At 46.7% G+C, this 16,766-nt stretch carries 17 protein-coding genes; 3 read left to right on the forward strand and 14 right to left on the reverse strand.

The genetic code is table 11. From position 1 onward, the window contains the following. Positions 1-17 precede the first annotated feature (17 nt). From RJD38_RS12600 to RJD38_RS12630, 7 genes are read right to left on the reverse strand one after another with little or no spacing between them, the layout of a single operon-like run. Entirely contained in the window at positions 18-860 is an 843-nt protein-coding gene (locus tag RJD38_RS12600; protein WP_065545430.1) for a LytR/AlgR family response regulator transcription factor, read from the reverse strand. After that, the gene (locus RJD38_RS12605; RefSeq protein WP_005594758.1) at positions 857-1,912 is read right to left on the reverse strand and encodes a sensor histidine kinase; all 1,056 of its coding nucleotides are present in this window, start codon (positions 1,910-1,912) and stop codon (positions 857-859) included. Before RJD38_RS12605 ends, RJD38_RS12600 begins: the two co-directional genes overlap by 4 nt. Then, positions 1,912-3,195, reverse strand: a complete 1,284-nt coding sequence (locus RJD38_RS12610; RefSeq protein WP_065545429.1) for a hypothetical protein — start codon at positions 3,193-3,195, stop codon at positions 1,912-1,914. The genes RJD38_RS12605 and RJD38_RS12610 overlap by 1 nt, the downstream gene beginning before the upstream one ends. Then, positions 3,195-3,974 carry an outer membrane lipoprotein-sorting protein gene (locus RJD38_RS12615; RefSeq protein WP_065545428.1) on the reverse strand — a complete coding sequence of 260 codons (780 nt, stop codon included), beginning with the start codon at positions 3,972-3,974 and terminating at the stop codon, positions 3,195-3,197. Before RJD38_RS12615 ends, RJD38_RS12610 begins: the two co-directional genes overlap by 1 nt. Then, positions 3,967-5,232: an ABC transporter permease gene (locus RJD38_RS12620; protein ID WP_065545427.1), complete on the reverse strand. Its 1,266-nt coding sequence runs from the start codon at positions 5,230-5,232 to the stop codon at positions 3,967-3,969. The genes RJD38_RS12615 and RJD38_RS12620 overlap by 8 nt, the downstream gene beginning before the upstream one ends. After that, positions 5,220-5,918, reverse strand: a complete 699-nt coding sequence (locus tag RJD38_RS12625) for an ABC transporter ATP-binding protein (RefSeq protein ID WP_065545426.1) — start codon at positions 5,916-5,918, stop codon at positions 5,220-5,222. The genes RJD38_RS12620 and RJD38_RS12625 overlap by 13 nt, the downstream gene beginning before the upstream one ends. 10 nt (positions 5,919-5,928) lie before the next feature. Further along, on the reverse strand, positions 5,929-6,579 hold the full coding sequence (locus tag RJD38_RS12630) for a hypothetical protein (protein WP_005594767.1): 651 nt from the start codon (positions 6,577-6,579) through the stop codon (positions 5,929-5,931). A gap of 237 nt (positions 6,580-6,816) precedes the next feature. On the opposite strand from RJD38_RS12630, the gene RJD38_RS12635 reads away from it, so the two are divergent. The 3 genes from RJD38_RS12635 to RJD38_RS12645 all read left to right on the forward strand — a co-directional run bounded on the left by RJD38_RS12635 (position 6,817) and on the right by RJD38_RS12645 (position 8,402). Beyond that, positions 6,817-7,404, forward strand: coding sequence for a hypothetical protein (locus RJD38_RS12635; protein ID WP_065545425.1), 588 nt, complete (start codon positions 6,817-6,819; stop codon positions 7,402-7,404). 188 nt (positions 7,405-7,592) lie between these two features. Beyond that, positions 7,593-8,021, forward strand: a complete 429-nt coding sequence (locus RJD38_RS12640; protein ID WP_065545424.1) for a hypothetical protein — start codon at positions 7,593-7,595, stop codon at positions 8,019-8,021. Positions 8,022-8,159: 138 nt separating this feature from the next. Further along, a complete protein-coding gene (locus RJD38_RS12645) occupies positions 8,160-8,402 on the forward strand; it encodes a DUF6868 family protein (RefSeq protein WP_005594771.1) in 243 nt (80 codons plus the stop codon). Positions 8,403-8,458: 56 nt separating this feature from the next. Here RJD38_RS12645 and RJD38_RS12650 read toward each other — a convergent pair whose 3' ends face one another. From RJD38_RS12650 to RJD38_RS12680, 7 genes are all read right to left on the reverse strand, one after another. Beyond that, the gene (locus RJD38_RS12650; RefSeq protein ID WP_005594772.1) at positions 8,459-8,719 is read right to left on the reverse strand and encodes a hypothetical protein; all 261 of its coding nucleotides are present in this window, start codon (positions 8,717-8,719) and stop codon (positions 8,459-8,461) included. Positions 8,720-8,905: 186 nt separating this feature from the next. Continuing rightward, the gene (locus tag RJD38_RS12655; protein WP_065545978.1) at positions 8,906-9,601 is read right to left on the reverse strand and encodes a DNA-3-methyladenine glycosylase I; all 696 of its coding nucleotides are present in this window, start codon (positions 9,599-9,601) and stop codon (positions 8,906-8,908) included. A 90-nt stretch (positions 9,602-9,691) separates the two neighbouring features. Beyond that, on the reverse strand, positions 9,692-10,312 hold the full coding sequence (locus RJD38_RS12660; protein WP_065545423.1) for a thiol:disulfide interchange protein DsbA/DsbL: 621 nt from the start codon (positions 10,310-10,312) through the stop codon (positions 9,692-9,694). 90 nt (positions 10,313-10,402) lie between these two features. After that, positions 10,403-10,768, reverse strand: coding sequence for a hypothetical protein (locus RJD38_RS12665; RefSeq protein WP_065545977.1), 366 nt, complete (start codon positions 10,766-10,768; stop codon positions 10,403-10,405). Between the two features lie 155 nt (positions 10,769-10,923). Further along, positions 10,924-13,749 (reverse strand): Hsp70 family protein, encoded by a 2,826-nt coding sequence (locus RJD38_RS12670; RefSeq protein ID WP_065545422.1) that lies wholly within the window; start codon positions 13,747-13,749, stop codon positions 10,924-10,926. A 189-nt stretch (positions 13,750-13,938) separates the two neighbouring features. Then, a complete protein-coding gene (locus RJD38_RS12675; RefSeq protein ID WP_005594780.1) occupies positions 13,939-15,903 on the reverse strand; it encodes an Hsp70 family protein in 1,965 nt (654 codons plus the stop codon). Then, entirely contained in the window at positions 15,903-16,535 is a 633-nt protein-coding gene (locus tag RJD38_RS12680) for a DUF2760 domain-containing protein (RefSeq protein ID WP_005594782.1), read from the reverse strand. The genes RJD38_RS12675 and RJD38_RS12680 overlap by 1 nt, the downstream gene beginning before the upstream one ends. Between the last annotated feature and the right edge of the window lie 231 nt (positions 16,536-16,766).

The raw sequence follows: 16,766 nt of genomic DNA on the forward strand, positions 1-16,766 counted from the left end.
AATGGGACTCTTTGGTTTTACATGCCTTTAAACAAACTTTGTTGAGCGCGGCTTACTGGCAGTTTGTGTTGTTGCATGGTGACAAACATTCGTCCGGTAAAGTCTTTCGATACTTTTTCAATCGATGCCACTCTGACAACGGTAGAACGATGAATCTTCCAAAACTCTTCCGGATCAAGTTGAGTCAATAGCTCTTTGATTGGCGTCCTAATCAGATATTCACAATTGTCGTCGGTGTAAATTGAAACGTACTTTTCTTCTGCTTTGAAATAAAGCACCTCATTGACAGAAATTAGGTGGATATCTTCGCCGCGTGAGGCTTTGATCCAGCTTAGATACTGACTTGGTTTTGGGGGTAATTGACTAATATGAGCAAGCAGTTGATTGATGTCAGGCGTTTGGCTGGCGACGGAGAGGTGATTATCGATTTGTTGAATAGATTCAAGTCGCTGTTTTAGCTTTTCACAACATGCCGCAAGGCGATCTTCATTGAGTGGTTTGAGTAAATAATCCACCGCATTGTGCTCGAATGCTTTAATGGCATATTCGTCGTAGGCAGTAACGAAGACGACTAATGGCTGGTAGCGGTTTTGGGGTTTTGATAGAACACTCGGTTTTTTGTTTGATTGCGGATGTGGCTGGCTAAGCGCTTTCGCCACAGCCATACCGTCAAGTTCGGGCATACGAATATCAAGAAAGACCACATCGGGCTGTAAGGTGGTAATTTGGTCCAGCGCTTGTTGGCCATCACCACAAGTAGCCACAATCTCTAATTCTGGCCACACTTCAGCAAGGCTACGATCAAGATGATGACGAAGTAGAGGTTCATCATCGGCGATGAGGGCGGTGATAACGGTCATGTCAATTGCGTCTCCTTGTTGTTTAAGGACTGACTCATTGGGATAGAGATGGTGACACAAAATCCACCACATTGAGGTTGAGTGATGACAACACTCCCCAGTTGCTCATATAGGCCTTTGATTCGCTGTTTAATGTTGCTTAATCCGACACCGTGTCCTTTTGTATCGGTTGATTGATTTAAGCCGATACCGTCGTCTTTCACTTGGATTTTAAGTTGTTGTTGATGTTGCGAGAGTGAGACATCAATCGTACCGCCAGCGCCTTTGGGTTCAATGCCATGTTTAATGGCGTTTTCGACTAAAGGTTGGATCAGCATGGGTGGAATCAAGGCGTAAGTCAGTTTGTCATCAACGTTGATAGTGAAATTGAGCCGCTCATCGAGACGTACTTTTTGAATCGCAAGGTAGGCGCTCAACTGTCTAATTTCATCATTGACTGTGGTCTCGGCTAGACGCGAGTTGGCTAAAGTGGTGCGCAGTAGTTCCGTTAATTTATCAAGCATCATACGCGCCTTCGTGACATCTTGGCTCATAAGGGCACTGATATTGGCGAGTGTGTTGAAGAGGAAGTGCGGCTCAATTTGGCTTTGCATCTGCATTAATTGGCTGAGAATCAGTGCCTTTTCTTGCTCAGCCTGTTTGCGCTTGGTTTCTTCAAGTAACTGACCCGCAATGGCTTGTTGTTCTCGGTTATAGAAATAATAAAAGCACATACCGGAAAATATTACGCCTAACATGACGACGGGCAACAGGTCATTTAAGCTTTCACCTAAATACCCATCTAGCCATAACCAAGCGTTTAGCGACCCAAGCAGTACCGAGCTAGTGAGTGAAATCGTAATTTCCATGAGCCGCGGGATATTAGGGAAACAGTGCTCAAGGAAAAGCGAAGAAAGTAGAGCGGAATAACCAAACCCTAAACTGGTAAAAACGTGTACATACCAAGGGCCTCCCCAGACGGTATACGTGGTGAGTGCAACCAATAAGCAAAATAGACTAGTGATAATTAAGTTGCGCCACTTTGGGCAGAGGATATCGCGTGAGGTGGTCATTAAAACTTCCCTTTAATCGTAAAGACTAGTGTACGGCGATCGTTGATCTGCGCGTAAGCAGAATCCGACTTTCCGGTCAAAAATCGTGCAGTAAATTCCAAATCTACCGATGCAGCTCCGGTATCTATCCATTGATAAGTGAGCCATTGTGTCGCGATGACGCCGCCATCTTGTGGCGCAATTAATAGATCTAGCTTCGGTGTTACATTACTTAGCCAGTGCCAGTTGGTGTCAGATTGCCACTGTAACCACGCTTGGGTGTCCCAGCTCCAGTGGATCATAAGGCTATGTTGGGTGAGGTTATAGTGCCTCAAACCTTGAGCATAGGAGGTTGCGAGTGGTGCAGTGGCTGGATTGGAGTGAAGTTGGTTGGCACGTGTTTTCGCCTCTTGCCACTCACTGGTGCTCCAGGCGCGGCTATCGTACCAATATTCCCCAATTAGGCTATGGCCAGTCATCGATGTATAAGTAAAGCCAGCAAGTGCCTGCCATGCATTACCTTGCTCTTTTATACCCACCGCTTGATACTGAGAGTTCGGTAGTTCATAGCCCACGCTTTTGTGTTGCCACAACACTTCACTATGCAGCTCCCACGCATCCCCAATTACACTGACCCAACTCCCACCAAGTGCGCCTCGACGAACATCATCGTAATAAGCGATGAGCTGATATTCATGTTGGGCGAGTAGCCCATAGTGACGTAGGCCAGCGCCTTGTTGTTGATTGGCCTCATCAAACGCATCGATACTTGCATCACTCCAGTGCGAGTTGGTGTAGATCAAGCTCCATTCTCCATCGCCATCAAACTGTGAAATCGTCGCGACAGTTGCGCCTTCTTCGACACTTAAGCCAATCGGGTTTTGTCGGTAAGGTTTGAACATATCTAGCGGTCGGTAGCCGTAACTCACCCCATAATCGAGACGAATTTTCCCCAAGCTTACATCAACATTATGTTGGCCAATATCAACATCGCCTTGCCATGCAAGTTCACGGACAATCCATTGATTATCGACGCCATCAAACCAGCCCTGCGGTTGGCTGTGATAAATATCTTGGCTGTATAGCGCAAAAAGCCCACTCCATTGGCCATAGCCAATTTGTACATCAAGTAAACCATCGAGATGGGATGCTGAGTCGTAACGTGGTTGGATAAAATCGCTGCTTTGTCGCTGGTGGTGCTGAGCGGATACGGCCCAATCCCAATCAAACTGCCACTGTGTAGCTTGTGCAGGAAGCGTTGTGGCCGCAGTGAGTAGAGCATAGAGTGGAATTAGGCGCATCATTACAGCTCCGAAGTGCTATTACGAGCAAGGAAGCTTGGATTGTAAAACTTGTCTTCCAATTGCCATGGCGTGATCGATTGATACTCAATCACGGTTTTCTTATCCGTTTGTATTGCGTCGACCAATGTCATTGCCGTGACTGCTGGTGCATCATTACGCTCTCCGCGCGAGAAAGTGGCTTGTTTAGCCAACTTGCCCGAGCGCAGGTAAAGGTTGGCTTTGATTGGAAATCCAGTCTTTTGCTCAAGCCACAGCTCTATCCTCTGATAGCTTGCCCCAGTGGTTTTTGCTGTTAACTCAATCAGATGTGTCGCATATCGGTTGTGACTTTCGTCATTGACGGACTCGTCACTCAACCACTGGCCTTGATAATCTTCGCTCCAAGTTAGGGTGCTGATGTCACCAACAGAAGCGTCACCGAGTAGTTTTTGCATTGGAGTGATGCGAATAGGACGGCGACTTTTTGGCATTTGCAGCCAAAAGTTGTCTTGTAGCATGAGCATTTTTTGCCCCGCTTCGACAGCAGATTTGAACACCACCAAAGATTCGCGATCAGGACGTGAATACACATTGTATTGACGGGTTTTCTCCAGTTCGCCGCCTTTGTATAAGTGAACCAACGATATAACACGTGCTGACACATCATCCATGCGATAGTCGTCAGCTTGTTTTACCAGTTGGCTGACTTGGCCATCATTCAAGGCTTGGGCTTGTGCCGTTAAGCTAAGCAAGGCCAGACTCATTACGAATGTGGTTAATATAGATTTGTAATTAGACATGAATTAGCGCCTCAGTGATCGGTTTATTTACCCCTTTACGGGCGGAGAAAAACGCAGCGGTTAGGCAGATGGCGAGTACGCCAAGCAGTGCCCATACGGCCAATGAAAACGAGAAATAAATCGTCAATGGATAACCTTGCGTCATACCCGGTGGCGGCGGCATTTGCACATCGACCACCATTAAAAAGAGGGTCAAAATACCCGTGGCGAGCACGCCGAATAGACTGCCGATTACCGCGAGTAATCCCGCCTCACGCATAAATCCACCAATGATTTCGTTGGGGTAATTGCCTAAAGCGGAGAGGGTGCCAATTTCGCGGGTGCGCTCAGTGACCGACATTGTCATGGTATTGAAAAGTGCAACAAACACGACCAACGCCATGATGAGTCCCATGATGCCAAAGATGCGATCATAGAGATTTTTAACGTTTTGATAGTAAAACGCACGTTCGTGCCATGGTGTAATCTCTAGTGCCTGAGCTTGCTGGGCGATCAATCGGTCAATCGCCTGTGACACCACTTCAGTCTGCTCTAAATCAAACAAGAATACAGAGATGGTGCTGACTTTCTCGCTATAAAGTAGGTCTTGTGCGCTATCGATATGGACAAACAGTTGGCGTTTATCCATTTCGGGTACGCCAGTTGAATAGATGCCATGCACCTTAAAATCGTAGGCATTGAGGGCACCATCGGTTGTGGTGGCGAGTAGCGTTACCCAGTCACCAATGGTCACGTTGAGATTGCGTGCCAGATCAACCGCCAACATCACTTCTGGTTCTGCTGGGTCATAGCGAGATGAGCGCAGGTTAGAGAGTGTTTTACCTTGCTGAACATCTAAGAACGGGCCTTTCATGTCAAATTCGCGTTCGTTAACGCCATTACCGATATAAATCGCAGATTTATTGCCATTGGAAATCAAACCGGTAAACGCAATATTTGGCTGCACGCCTCGCACGCTATCTAGGGCGATGATCTTTTTCACCAGATCATCGGGTTGCTCTAGGCCATTGGAGAGTGGCATCTCTTCATCTTTTTGAAAGTAATCAGGCGTTGAGATTATCAAATGACCAATGTCACGGGCTGTCGATTCTTTTAGGCTTTGATAGGTGTATAAGCCAAAGCCTCCAGTGGCGGTGAGCGCAAAGATAGCAATGCTAATAATCAACATCGACATGGCACTACGGCGTTGATTACGGCGCAAGTTGAGCCATGCAAGTCGCATTGAATCAGGTATCAGTAACGAGATTAACTTGCCCATGAGATCACCTCACTATTTTGTTCAAGCTGATGCAACTTGCCATCGAGGAGCTCAATGGTGCGATCACAACGAGAGGCCATACGTGCATCATGAGTGGCGACCACAAAAGTAGTGTTCATTTCATGACCGAGGTTTTTCATAATATCGATAACTTTATTCGCGGTTTGGCTATCGAGGCTGGCGGTCGGCTCATCGGCAATCACCAATCTTGGTTGATGGACTAACGCTCGCGCAATCGCTACGCGTTGTTGTTGCCCGCCAGATAGGTTATCAGGGCGATGGTGGTGGTAGTCCTCAAGCCCAACGAGTTCGAGCATTTGCGCCGCTTTATAGTGTTGCTCCTTGCGACTAAAGCCATTAAGTAACAGAGGGTAGGCGACGTTCTCCATTGCGTTCATGACAGGAACTAGATTAAAGCGTTGGAAAATAAAGCCTAAACTGGTTCGGCGCAGCATAGCGGCTTGCTTGGCATTTTTGGGAAGTGGAATCCCATCCATACTGACGCTACCTTGGTATTGCATATCCAGCAAACCTAAGATGTTGAGTAAAGTGCTCTTACCGCTTCCTGAGGGGCCGCACAGCGCGACCATTTCGCCGGCTAAAATCTCGCCCGAAACATCTTTGAGTGCGGGGACGGATTGATTACCCAGTTGGTAATGACGTTCGATGTGGTTGAAAATGAGCATAACGCGTCCCTCAACCTTGGCTTGCGACAAGGCGTTTTGCGGCCTGAGTTTGTGGATTATTCGCATCAAAATCTTCCATGGTGCTTAACCAAGCTTGTGCTTGAGGCAAATCCTCCGCTCTAATCGCCGCAACGATGCCAGTGTGATAAATCCATGCCGATGCCGCAAAAGGTTGCTGAACGAAATTCTCGTCGTTGAGCAGATTAAGGTAGATGTCATAACCACGCTCAAAGTGATTGAACATGTCGGGTAGGGAGGTGTAAGTGACCGCTGCCATTGCCTGCGCTAAATACGCTTCCGGCAACCCTTGGATGCGCTCTTGTTGGTTGATATCTTCAGGTAAGGTATCAAGTAAGCCAATCCCTTTCGCCATGGTGGCTAATCCTTGCTCGGTGTACTTCATTTTGTTCCATGGCATAAAGGCATCACGGCCTTGCAGTGTTTGTGTGCTGCCTAAATAGACCATGGTGAGTGGTTTAGCGCCTTGTTGTTCAATCAGTGAATTGAGTTGGTCGTAGACGGTTTCAACCATGGCTTCATCGCCATCGGCGGCTTGTGAATAGCTGGCTAGAATGTCAGCGGTTGGGTTGGCATAAAGGTGAGTACTGCCAATTGACGTGGCCAGAACTGCGCTTAAAAGTAAAATTTTGCATGTTGTCATTGCGTGAATCCCTGTCGCTATGTGAATGATGACAGAATAGGCGTAACGACTAAGTGGTGTTGGTTGATGAGACAAACGGTCATTTACTGGGATAAATGGTCAGTGGCTCGGATGAATTGTGATGACAAAAGGTTCGCTCGCTTCGGTACTGCGCTTGGTATAAAGTGGCCGCTCAGTTTAGTGATGAGGTAAATCCTGAGCTGTAGACGTGACCAAAAATACAGGAACATAACTTTTATGAGCGAACTGAATCCTCAGCAAGAAACGGCTCTCGCTACGTTCAAAGCGAATCTTCATCTACCACATGGTGGCTTCTATGCATTGATTGTCGAGCTGAGTAAAAAGTACCAATTGCCTTTTCAAACGGTGCGCTCTGTCGTGATGAAAGCACAGCGAGGGATTGAGAATAGTATTCGCACTGAGCCTGATACGCTGAGTGAGATTGATATTAGCCAAGCTCATTGGCGGAATGTTATCGATCAAGCACTGCATGAACTTGCCAAAGAGAATACCCAAGTGATGGATGACTTAGCGAACAATCTAAGCTATCAGAAAGCACTAAGCGCGATGTCTCAGTCAATTGATAGTGAAGCGATGCGCGAAGAAGTCCTAGAGTGGTTAATGCAAGCCTACGAGAAAGAAGTGCTTAAACCTTTATTAGCGATGCTAAGAACCTCGCCACTCTATTGGAAATTGATGCTAGCGGAAGAACTTAATCAAATGAATGAAAGTTGTCGGTCTCAATTTCATGAGTATCCGCAGCACGTTGAAGCGGCCGCGCATCTATTTGATTTGGATGAAAAAGTCAGAGCAATGACCTTTTAAAAGAATAGAAGTATTTAGAAATCCCTCGATTTATCGAGGGATTTTTTTTTGTGATGAAGAAAATCACGAGTGCGTCTCATGCTGGTTTATGTGTCGTGAGAAAGGATAACGGTATATAACCGCTTTATGGGAAGATCTAGGATGATTGACAACAATAGATATTAGAAATACGACAAGGAAAGGTTAACGTGCAAAATAGTAAGTTTAAAGACGGTTTAAAAATGGTGGCGATCACGGTTGCTGGACTGGTGATCTTCAATGTGATGGCCGTGATGATGGGGTTTGTGACTTTTTATCTTTGTGAGGATGTCTTCAACATCTACGGTGATGAGGCCCCTATAGGCAGCGCCGCGTTTATTGCGGGGATTGTTTGCGTGCTGTTTCTTAGTGGCAGGGTCGCGGCACATTACAAGCAGGCTGCACCAGCGCAAACGTTGTTTCTATCAACCTCATTGCTTTATCTCGCCATAATTTTAATTGTTCGTCATATTGTTATTTCCTTCGGTTTTGATCAGTTGGTCAATACGATTGTTGTCGCTCAATTGTTGGTATATTTGTTCTTATTTGCCTATATTTCTTTGAAAACTCGCAAGGTAAACGCGCAGCAACAGGCATAGTGAGTGTTTGAGCGATTTAATGTGGGAAAGCCAGAGATAATTTTGGCTGGCCAGCGCGCACAGATGTAACCAAGATTAGCGCTAGTATGAGTTTTACAATGATAGGCTATGCGATAGGTAAATACAGAGGAGCGTGTGATGGATATTGAAGTGTTGAGAGCGTTTTTTGGTTGGTGTTCAGTGCTAAATTTGCTGGTGTTAATCGTGGCGGGTTTTTCATTGTTCAATGGTCAAGAACGTATTATGAGTATCCACCGTCAATTTATCGCTTTATCTGATGATGAATTAAAAGCGCAGTATTTTCGTTACCTAGCAACCTATAAGCTGTTAATTTTAGTGTTTAATGTCGTGCCTTATGTGGCGCTATACATTATCGCTTAGGATTGAATGTTTACTATTCGGTAGCAGTGGGGCCGTCGCCCCACTGCTAATTCTTATTAGTTTTTCTTCTCGAAACAAACCGTTAGCTCAGTGGTTGATTTGTTGTCAGTTGTGTATTCTGACGTATAAACCATTGTCCAACCATCATAAGCCGCAAGTTCTTCGTTGGTATCTGAAGACCCAGTTTCCACTGTTACGCAACGAAACATTTTTTCTGAGTTAGTCGCGTCAAAATCACGCATTTGGCTGGTCACGTTAGCACCAGAACAAGCCGTTAACATAACAGCGATGATTGAAGCGAATAAGCCTTTGTACATAGTGTGTAAATCCATAGAGTTATATTTCGGCCGCGAAGTTAATGGAATGACACTCTGTAAGCAAGAAAAATCATTGAAAATAGTAAGTTAGCTTGAGCGCAATCCATTGCGTTCAAGCTGTTTTTATTTGAAAAGAATCAGTGTGTTTTTGCACGAGCAGGATAAAGTAACAGTGCAAATGTGGCTTTATTCGCTAACAATACGATTGTCACCGCAACTAAACGCAATGATTTGGCTAATGTGAGTGAGGCTACGCCCACTTTGTTGCTGCCAATGCATAAATGCTTGATTGCATTGGCTAAGGGAACGCTTAGTATCTCGACCGCCTTCGATGATCTTGTAGCTACGTAAATACGCTTCCACATCACTGGATAAAATAAAGGTATCCACCCCCATTTGGCGCAGTGCATAAGGGCCGGTATTACCACCCAAACGTTGCCCATTTTTTTTCAGGTAGAGCCATAGGTCGGTGAGGTTTTCCGCTGGCCAGTTAGCGATCATCTTGCCCAATGAGCCATGCTCAATACGCGCCTCGTGAATCATTTGCGCGTTGGCAGCAATCGACATGACTTTGCTATGGTGACGAATAATACGTTTGTCGCTTGCTTTTGCTTCCCATTGCTCGTCAGAGAGCATGAGTAATGGATCGATCTTAAAACCAAAAAAGAGCTCTTCAAAATTAGGCCATTTATTGCGCACTACTTTCCATGCCATACCGCATTGAAATACCTTCATTGAAAATGCAGAGAGCCAACGGTCATCGCTAATCGCCGCGATCTCTTCGCGGCTGAGAGGCGTGGACAGCAGAGCTTCAAGCGCTTGCTCACCGCCTTTACGCTCCGCAGCGCGTTGGTAGATAGCTGTGAAGTGTTCTAAGTTCATCGCTTCAATCGGCATGGTTTGAATCCTAATAAAAAAGCCAGAACATGGGCTCTGGCTAGTGGAGTGTAGGGAAAATGGCGAGTGTAACGCCTATAGCGTCAGTAGGTAGTTAACCAACTGGTTGTACTCGGCGTAACTGGTGATCTTATTCGCGACAACGATGTACTTGTCATTCACCACCACCGCAGGTACACCGCGTAGTGTGCTGTTGGTGAATTTTTCATCGTATTCTTTTAGCTTGGCTTCTACCGCTTTGCTGTTGTATGCCAAGTCGAACGCGTTAGCGCTGACGCCTTTATCGATAAATAACTGGCGAATTTCCGCTTCACTTTGAGGCGCTTTACGCAAAATATGGATTTGTTCGAACATCGCAGGAACCATGCGATCTTCTACTTGCAGTACCACCATGGTGGCATAGGCTTTCACCATGGAAGATGCCATTGGACCGCCCATAAAGCCGACATGCACTTTTTCGAACGTCACATCGTCCGCCAGCGCTGGTTTTAAGTTCTTCACGATCGATTCAAACTTGTAGCAGTGTGGGCAATAAAATGAAAAGTATTCAGTGACGGTGGGAGTGTCGGCTTTTGGCCCGTCGATAACCGTGTAGTAGTCGCCTTCAGTAAAGGTCGGTTTTGGTTGCTCGGCAGTGGCGGCTTGTACTGAAAATGCCATCATCAATGAGGCGAAAAGTGCAAAAATCTTGTTCATATTCTTATTTCCTAATGGTGTCGCTTTAAACGTAATACGCGTGCATACCGCACGAGAGCGATCGTTTGATCGGATTAACGAAGTCTAAAATTAGGAGATAGGAGGACGAAAAAGTGTTTGGGTTCGGCTAATTGCTTTACCCACTACATCATGCCCGATCGGCGCAATAGCAGAAGGGGAAAGTTGTAATGCGTAATTGAGCGGCTCAAAAGGCATTTTCATCACACAGAATGACGAACAGCTCTGATGCTCAACTTTAGCATGATGATCGAGGTTAACTGAGCGATTGCTATCAGGACATTCAACCGCAGAAACCGCGATTTGATTATGGTGAATATTGTCGTTGGTTTGATCAGGAAGGGCAGTATTGGCTTGTACGGAATTAAACGCGCTCAGCCATAGTAGGCAAAAAGCACTGAATAGAGCGACCAGTAATTGACGATTTGTTTGTGGCATCAATGGGCTACCTATTTCCTCATTGCCGATCATCTTACCCCAAGCTTGATTGAGAGGGTAGTGTTAAAAAATGCCCCCAAGCTGGAACAGCAAGAGGGCAGTTATAGCTCTAAAACTAAATGTGTCGTACTGATGTTAGGCGAACAACGGCAATATTAGCTTTTTACCAGTGTTAATCCGTGAGGCAGTGCGTCACCAAATATACGTTTAGATTCACTCGCTGACAGCTCTTTGACTTCGGCAACTAACTCTAACCATGAATCTGGTACTTTACTCTGTTTCAATTTATCGAGTACTTGCTGACGATAATCCTCAGAGATATCAAATTGGCGATCCCCAGTTTTACGACAGATCATCACAGTAGCGAAAGCCACCATCGGCTCTTTCTGCCAATCTTGTTCAAGTAACTTAGGCAACCACTGTTCAGCTTGCTCACGGCTAACCACATTATGTTGGCTGCCATACAAAGGGGTACGAGAAGCAAGACGGCCCAAAGCCCACCAGTGTGCTTGTTGATATTGATTGTGGTTAATCGCTTTACTTAGGAACCAAGTGCTTAACAGCACCTTATCTTCAACATCCAGTTGTTCAAGCGACGCGGATAGACGCACCATAGATTCATAACCCATCTCTTGGGCGGCTTTAGCCGATTGAGGGTTCTTCATCGCTCCTGGGTGTAAGTATTTGGCAATGTCAGCCAAGATGGTTTCTTGTTGTTCTTGGTTCAAGCCCCCAGCAATACGACGCCAGAATACCCACCAATCGGTCCAGCCTTGGTGATTCTTAAACTGGATCCCCTGTTGGTATAAGCTCCATACTTGCTCAATTCGCCAGCCATCAGTGGCATCGCCAAAGCCGGGACGCAGAGCAAAACCGGCCAAACGCAGCCAGTTTTTCTCGTGTTGCTCAGAACGACGACGGCGCTTACGGCCAGTTGCAAAGGCATCGAATAACTGACGAAGAGTGGTAAAATCCCAATCATCTCGTGGCCCAAGGCGCTTCTCTAACCCTTTCGCGAGCGTTTTTATTTCGTTACCTTCGGCACTTTTCTTGTTGGCGCTATAGATGCGACTGACAAGCTCTTTACACTCTTCTAAGCGAGGATGGATATTTTGCTCTTGCTGGTCGGTTTGTTGGTTGCGAACTTCAAATTCTAGCGCCCAACGTTTGTTGTCATCTTGGCTAGATACGCACTCCATTTTTAACGTGCCGACTTCGGTCAATTGACAGGCGAGCAATACTTCCACGCGCTCTTTTTGGTTGGCTTGCAGCTCCGCTCCCTCACTATCAAGGGTTGAAATATACGGCGGAAGTGGCTGGAAGAGGTCCGGATCCACATCCACCATCATGCCATTTTGTACCGTGGTGTGATTGTGCAAGGTATCGTGAGTTGAGGTGAGTAAGTTAAAGCGTACCGGTTCACCCAGAGTGAGTGAAAATCGGCGACCACTCAAACGAATTTCTTGGCCTTCCTCTGTCCCTTTGGCAAGTAGGCATAAGGCTTTACCAAGTTTGTTTTTTTCTTGTAGATGCAGGAAGTAAGAACGGGCAACACCACCACCAATTTTTAATTGCGCCCCACGTCGAGCCTTACCAAAGGCGACTGCGCCTAGCGCTACTGACCAGTCTGGGTGTGGGTTATCTAATACGGTGATCTCACCACCGCGCCAGTTTTCTAATAGCGTGGTGACTCGTTCGGTGATCAGTTCACTATTGAAGACGCCACCGTTAAGCAGCAAAGCAACCGGAATCGCATTTTGTGCATCGTCTAACCCTAATGCAGCGCGTGAGACTTGCTGGTGTTGAGTTAAAAATTCGGCAACGTGCTTACTGACGGCAGGGTCAGCAACGTATGGCAGGCCAAATTCAACCACAGCGCTGCGGCGCTTATCTGGCAGTTCGTTAAATTCACTGATTGGGAAGAAACCATCTAACGCAATTTGATGTACTTCTTGTTTGCTTAAATCAATACTTTTAGTGCCGCCGAGTAGTCGAGAGCCGCTGCCTAGCATGGTGATTTTTACCTGCTCAGGTGCGTTAGCTGATAGTAGGCTCTCTTTTGCTGCTCGCGTTTGTTGGATCAACTTGGTTAGGCTCGCCGCGTTGAGTTTTTTGTTTTGGCTTGATTGGGCAAAGCGCGTTTCGGCTAAATGCGCTAAAGCTAAATCAAGGTTATCACCACCCAGCATTAGGTGCTCGCCGACCCCAATACGATCGAGCGCTAACTCGTCAGTGTTGCCATTCTCTGAGGTAAAACGAGCTTCAATCAAGCTCAAGTCAGTGGTACCACCGCCCACATCACACACGAGAATCAATGGCAGTGCTTTGAGCTCTTGTGCTGCGGTTTGCTGGTGGCGTGCATACCAGTCGTAACAAACGGCTTGTGGTTCTTCAAGCAGCACAATGTTAGTCAGACCAGCCAGTTCAGCGGCTTCTAAGGTCAGTTTACGCGCGGTCTCATCGAATGAGGCCGGTACGGTGACCACGACGTCTTGATCTTCAAGCTTATTACTAGGGTTCCGGTAGTTCCATGCTTGACGGATATGGTTGAGGTAGCTGGCACTGGCGATCAGCGGTGAGACTTTTTCAACATCACTCGCACCCGCCCAAGGCAAGATCTCCGAACGGCGGTCAACCGCTTGATGCGACAGCCAGCTTTTGGCGCTAGAAACCTGTCGACCTTCTACTTTTGCCCCCAGTTCGCGTGCCCATTCGCCGATGATGATGTTGTTATTGTCACCAGGAACCGCTTCATTTTGCCATGGTAGAGTAAGATCATTGGCAGAAACTTGCCCTGCCGCAGGGTGATAACGGAATGAGGGTAAAAGAGGTTTGCGTACGACTTCACCTGCACCGATCAACTGGTCTATTTCAAATAGGGAAACTTGGGATTGTTCAAGGTTGTCGGTGATTTCACAGTAAGCCACCACAGTATTGGTGGTGCCTAAATCAATACCAACAAGAAAACGAGGAGATGCCATACAAACCTTCTGCTGCTTATGAGGTGACGGATTATTATTGTTGTTGTTCTCGAAAAGAAGGTACGACTGAATCGAGAATCTCGCCACTGCAGTTAAAAATAGAATTCCCTAACTTGCTCGTACCTCGCGCTAGGGAAGGACATAACGATATAATTACGGCATCCATTTGGATGCCGTTTGACTCACGAGTTATTCTGCTTCGCTTGCTGCGTCTGCGTCACTGTTCGCATCTTCGCGCACATCGAATTCAACATGCCATTTCTGGCCATTGTCGGCGGCGATAGCCTCAAGATAAAGCGTGCCAAGTTCAGTGACGCGAGAGGCGAGGGTTACGGGTACCACTTCACCTTCACGGCGGCCTTCAGAAACCGGCAGCGTGACTTGAATTTCAGGTAGCTCTTCTAGTTCTTCTGGTGCCCAGTAATCTAAGTGAGTACCTGCGATATCGTCACGACGTACTGTTGAACCAAAGAACTGGAAGTTAACTGGTTGGCCGATAATCAAACCAAATGGTTGGCTTGGAACATCAACACTTGAACCTTCTTCCATACCAAATGGAGCAACACAAAGTGCTTCCATTGGTGGTGCCATACCCGGAATCGCTGGCATCGCGCTTTCAATGCCCACATAGTAGCTTGATGCGATACCACCGCGAATACGCACACCTTGGCCACGACGAACTGAGCCGTAGTATGATGCGCCACTTGCTACCGCAAGATCGAGATCCGTACCGGTTAAACGGGTTGGCAGCTCCGCGTCTGCTTCAATGAGCCACTCACCAATGGTCTCTTCTAAACGATTAGACAATAGGGTTGATTTCAACACACCGCCGTTAAACAGTAATGCTGTTGGCTTGATGAAATCCGCAGAAACGGTTTCGCCACCCATGCCTGGCATGCCAGCAAATGGGTTGTATTCTTGTGCTGGCGTTGAAGCGCCACCATTTCCTGACACAGCAAGGGCATTCGCTTGTTTAGACAAGAATGCCGCGATATGACGAGTGATGCCCGCATCTTGTGCGTAAGGCAGACCCATTTGAGTCAATGCACCACGGTTACGTTGTACAGGGTGCTCAGTTACCGCGACTTTTGGGAAGAAGCCATCAACCAGAGTTTGTTGGACTTCTTGCTGCGTCAATTCAGTTTTCAGTGTTGCGCCAAGCAATTTAGAACCACGGCTTGGGACCACGATCGGTACCGCTTGCAGTTCAGCATCGTTAAGCAACGCTTCTTTTGCATCGCGACAAGCGTGAGTCATCGCTTGAACTTGCCATGGCTGTAGCTCTTTGCCTTCTTGCGCCAGCTTCATTTTTAGGCGGTAAGCAAGCGCGAGATCCATGTTGTCACCACCAAGTAGGATGTGTTCACCTACAGCGATGCGGTTGAGTGTTAGGTTGCCGTCTTCTTCAGTCACTTCAACTAAAGAAAGGTCAGTTGTACCACCACCAATATCGACCACCAGTACGATGTCACCCACCGTTACTTGATCGCGCCATGCATCGTTACTGTTATCAATCCAGTTATACAATGCTGCTTGTGGTTCTTCTAGCAAGGTTAGATGTGTCAAGCCAACGTTACGCGCCGCTTCTGCGGTTAGATCACGCGCAGCAGGATCAAACGAAGCTGGAACCGTGATGGTCACATCTTGCTCTTGCAGTGGTGCATTTGGATGAGTGTGGTTCCATGCCGCGGTTAGGTGCTCTAGATACAACTCGGTAGCACGCAGTGGCGATACTTTTTCTACTTCTTCTGGACTACCGGCTGGTAAGAAAGCATCACGACGGTTTACACCAGCATGGCAAAGCCATGATTTTGCACTTGCAATCAAACGAATTGGGGTTTTCGCACCTAAGTTACGTGCAATGGCACCCACTAATGCTTTAGGTTCACTTGACCAAGGCAACACACGTGATGCGCTATCCATCTCGTTTTCATGTGGTTGGTATAGGAATGAACCAAGCTGATCACGGGTTTCTACCATGCCTGGCGCGGTCAGTTGAGCGATTGGCATCACTTCAACTTTGGCGTTTTCATCACGGGTATCAAGGTATGACAGTACGCAGTGAGTAGTACCTAAGTCGATACCGACACTGAATGCAGGTTGGCTGCTTTCTAGTAGCGTAGCGTCTGTAGACTGGCTTTGTTGGTGTTCCATTACAGCTCTACCTCAGCTGGTGCAATCACTGATGCATTGTAGTTCTCAGCCAGTTTAGGCAGGGTCATGTCAGTTGCTTTCCAACCTTTATGTACCAATGTACCGCTAAATGGTGCTTGACCTGTTACATTGCCTGTTAGGCGAATCTCTTGAGGGTTGAAGCCAGCTTCAACGGTAATGCGAGTTTCTTCATCTTCGTTACGGATGTGCTCAAGCGTTACGTAGTCAGCCAATACTTTCTGACCGCCAGTGTGAATAACACGTGCAGCCGCGCCCACTTCTTCATCTGAGAATGAAGTCAGGTCTTCTTTTAGGAAGTCGATTAAGCGTGCTTCTTGTTGCATGATAGAAAGCAGTTGCATCGCTGAGTCGGTTGATGCAGTGGCAAGCTTAGATTCAACTTCAACCACCTTCTCAATCACTTTTTCAACTTCGACAATTTTTTCAACTTCAACGATCTTTTCGACCGGTTTTTCAACCTCAACGATTTTCTCAACTGGTTTTTCGATCACTTTCTCAATCACTTTAGATTTACGCGATACCGCAATCAGAAGTAATAGGATGCTAGAAACCGCAAGGCCAGCATGCAGCATGTCAAAGGTGTGAGGAATCATTTGTAAATCGAACGTCATGACAATTCTCTTATAGGTTTCAGTTCAAGTTCCGCATGATACGGCCCTTGGGGTAATCTCAAATAAATTGGGATGAATGTTATCACATTCAAGTATGGATGCTTGTAGAAAACGCTTGTAAAGCATTATAGACCTTACTGGTTGGTCTGTTTTTGAGCAGGTTTTTGTGCCTGTCAGAAAAATCGGACTCTAATCTAATGAAAAAGGCTGATAAGTGCGCAAGAAAAGTTT

Source organism: Vibrio scophthalmi, assembly GCF_040869025.1.
GTDB lineage: Bacteria > Pseudomonadota > Gammaproteobacteria > Enterobacterales > Vibrionaceae > Vibrio > Vibrio scophthalmi.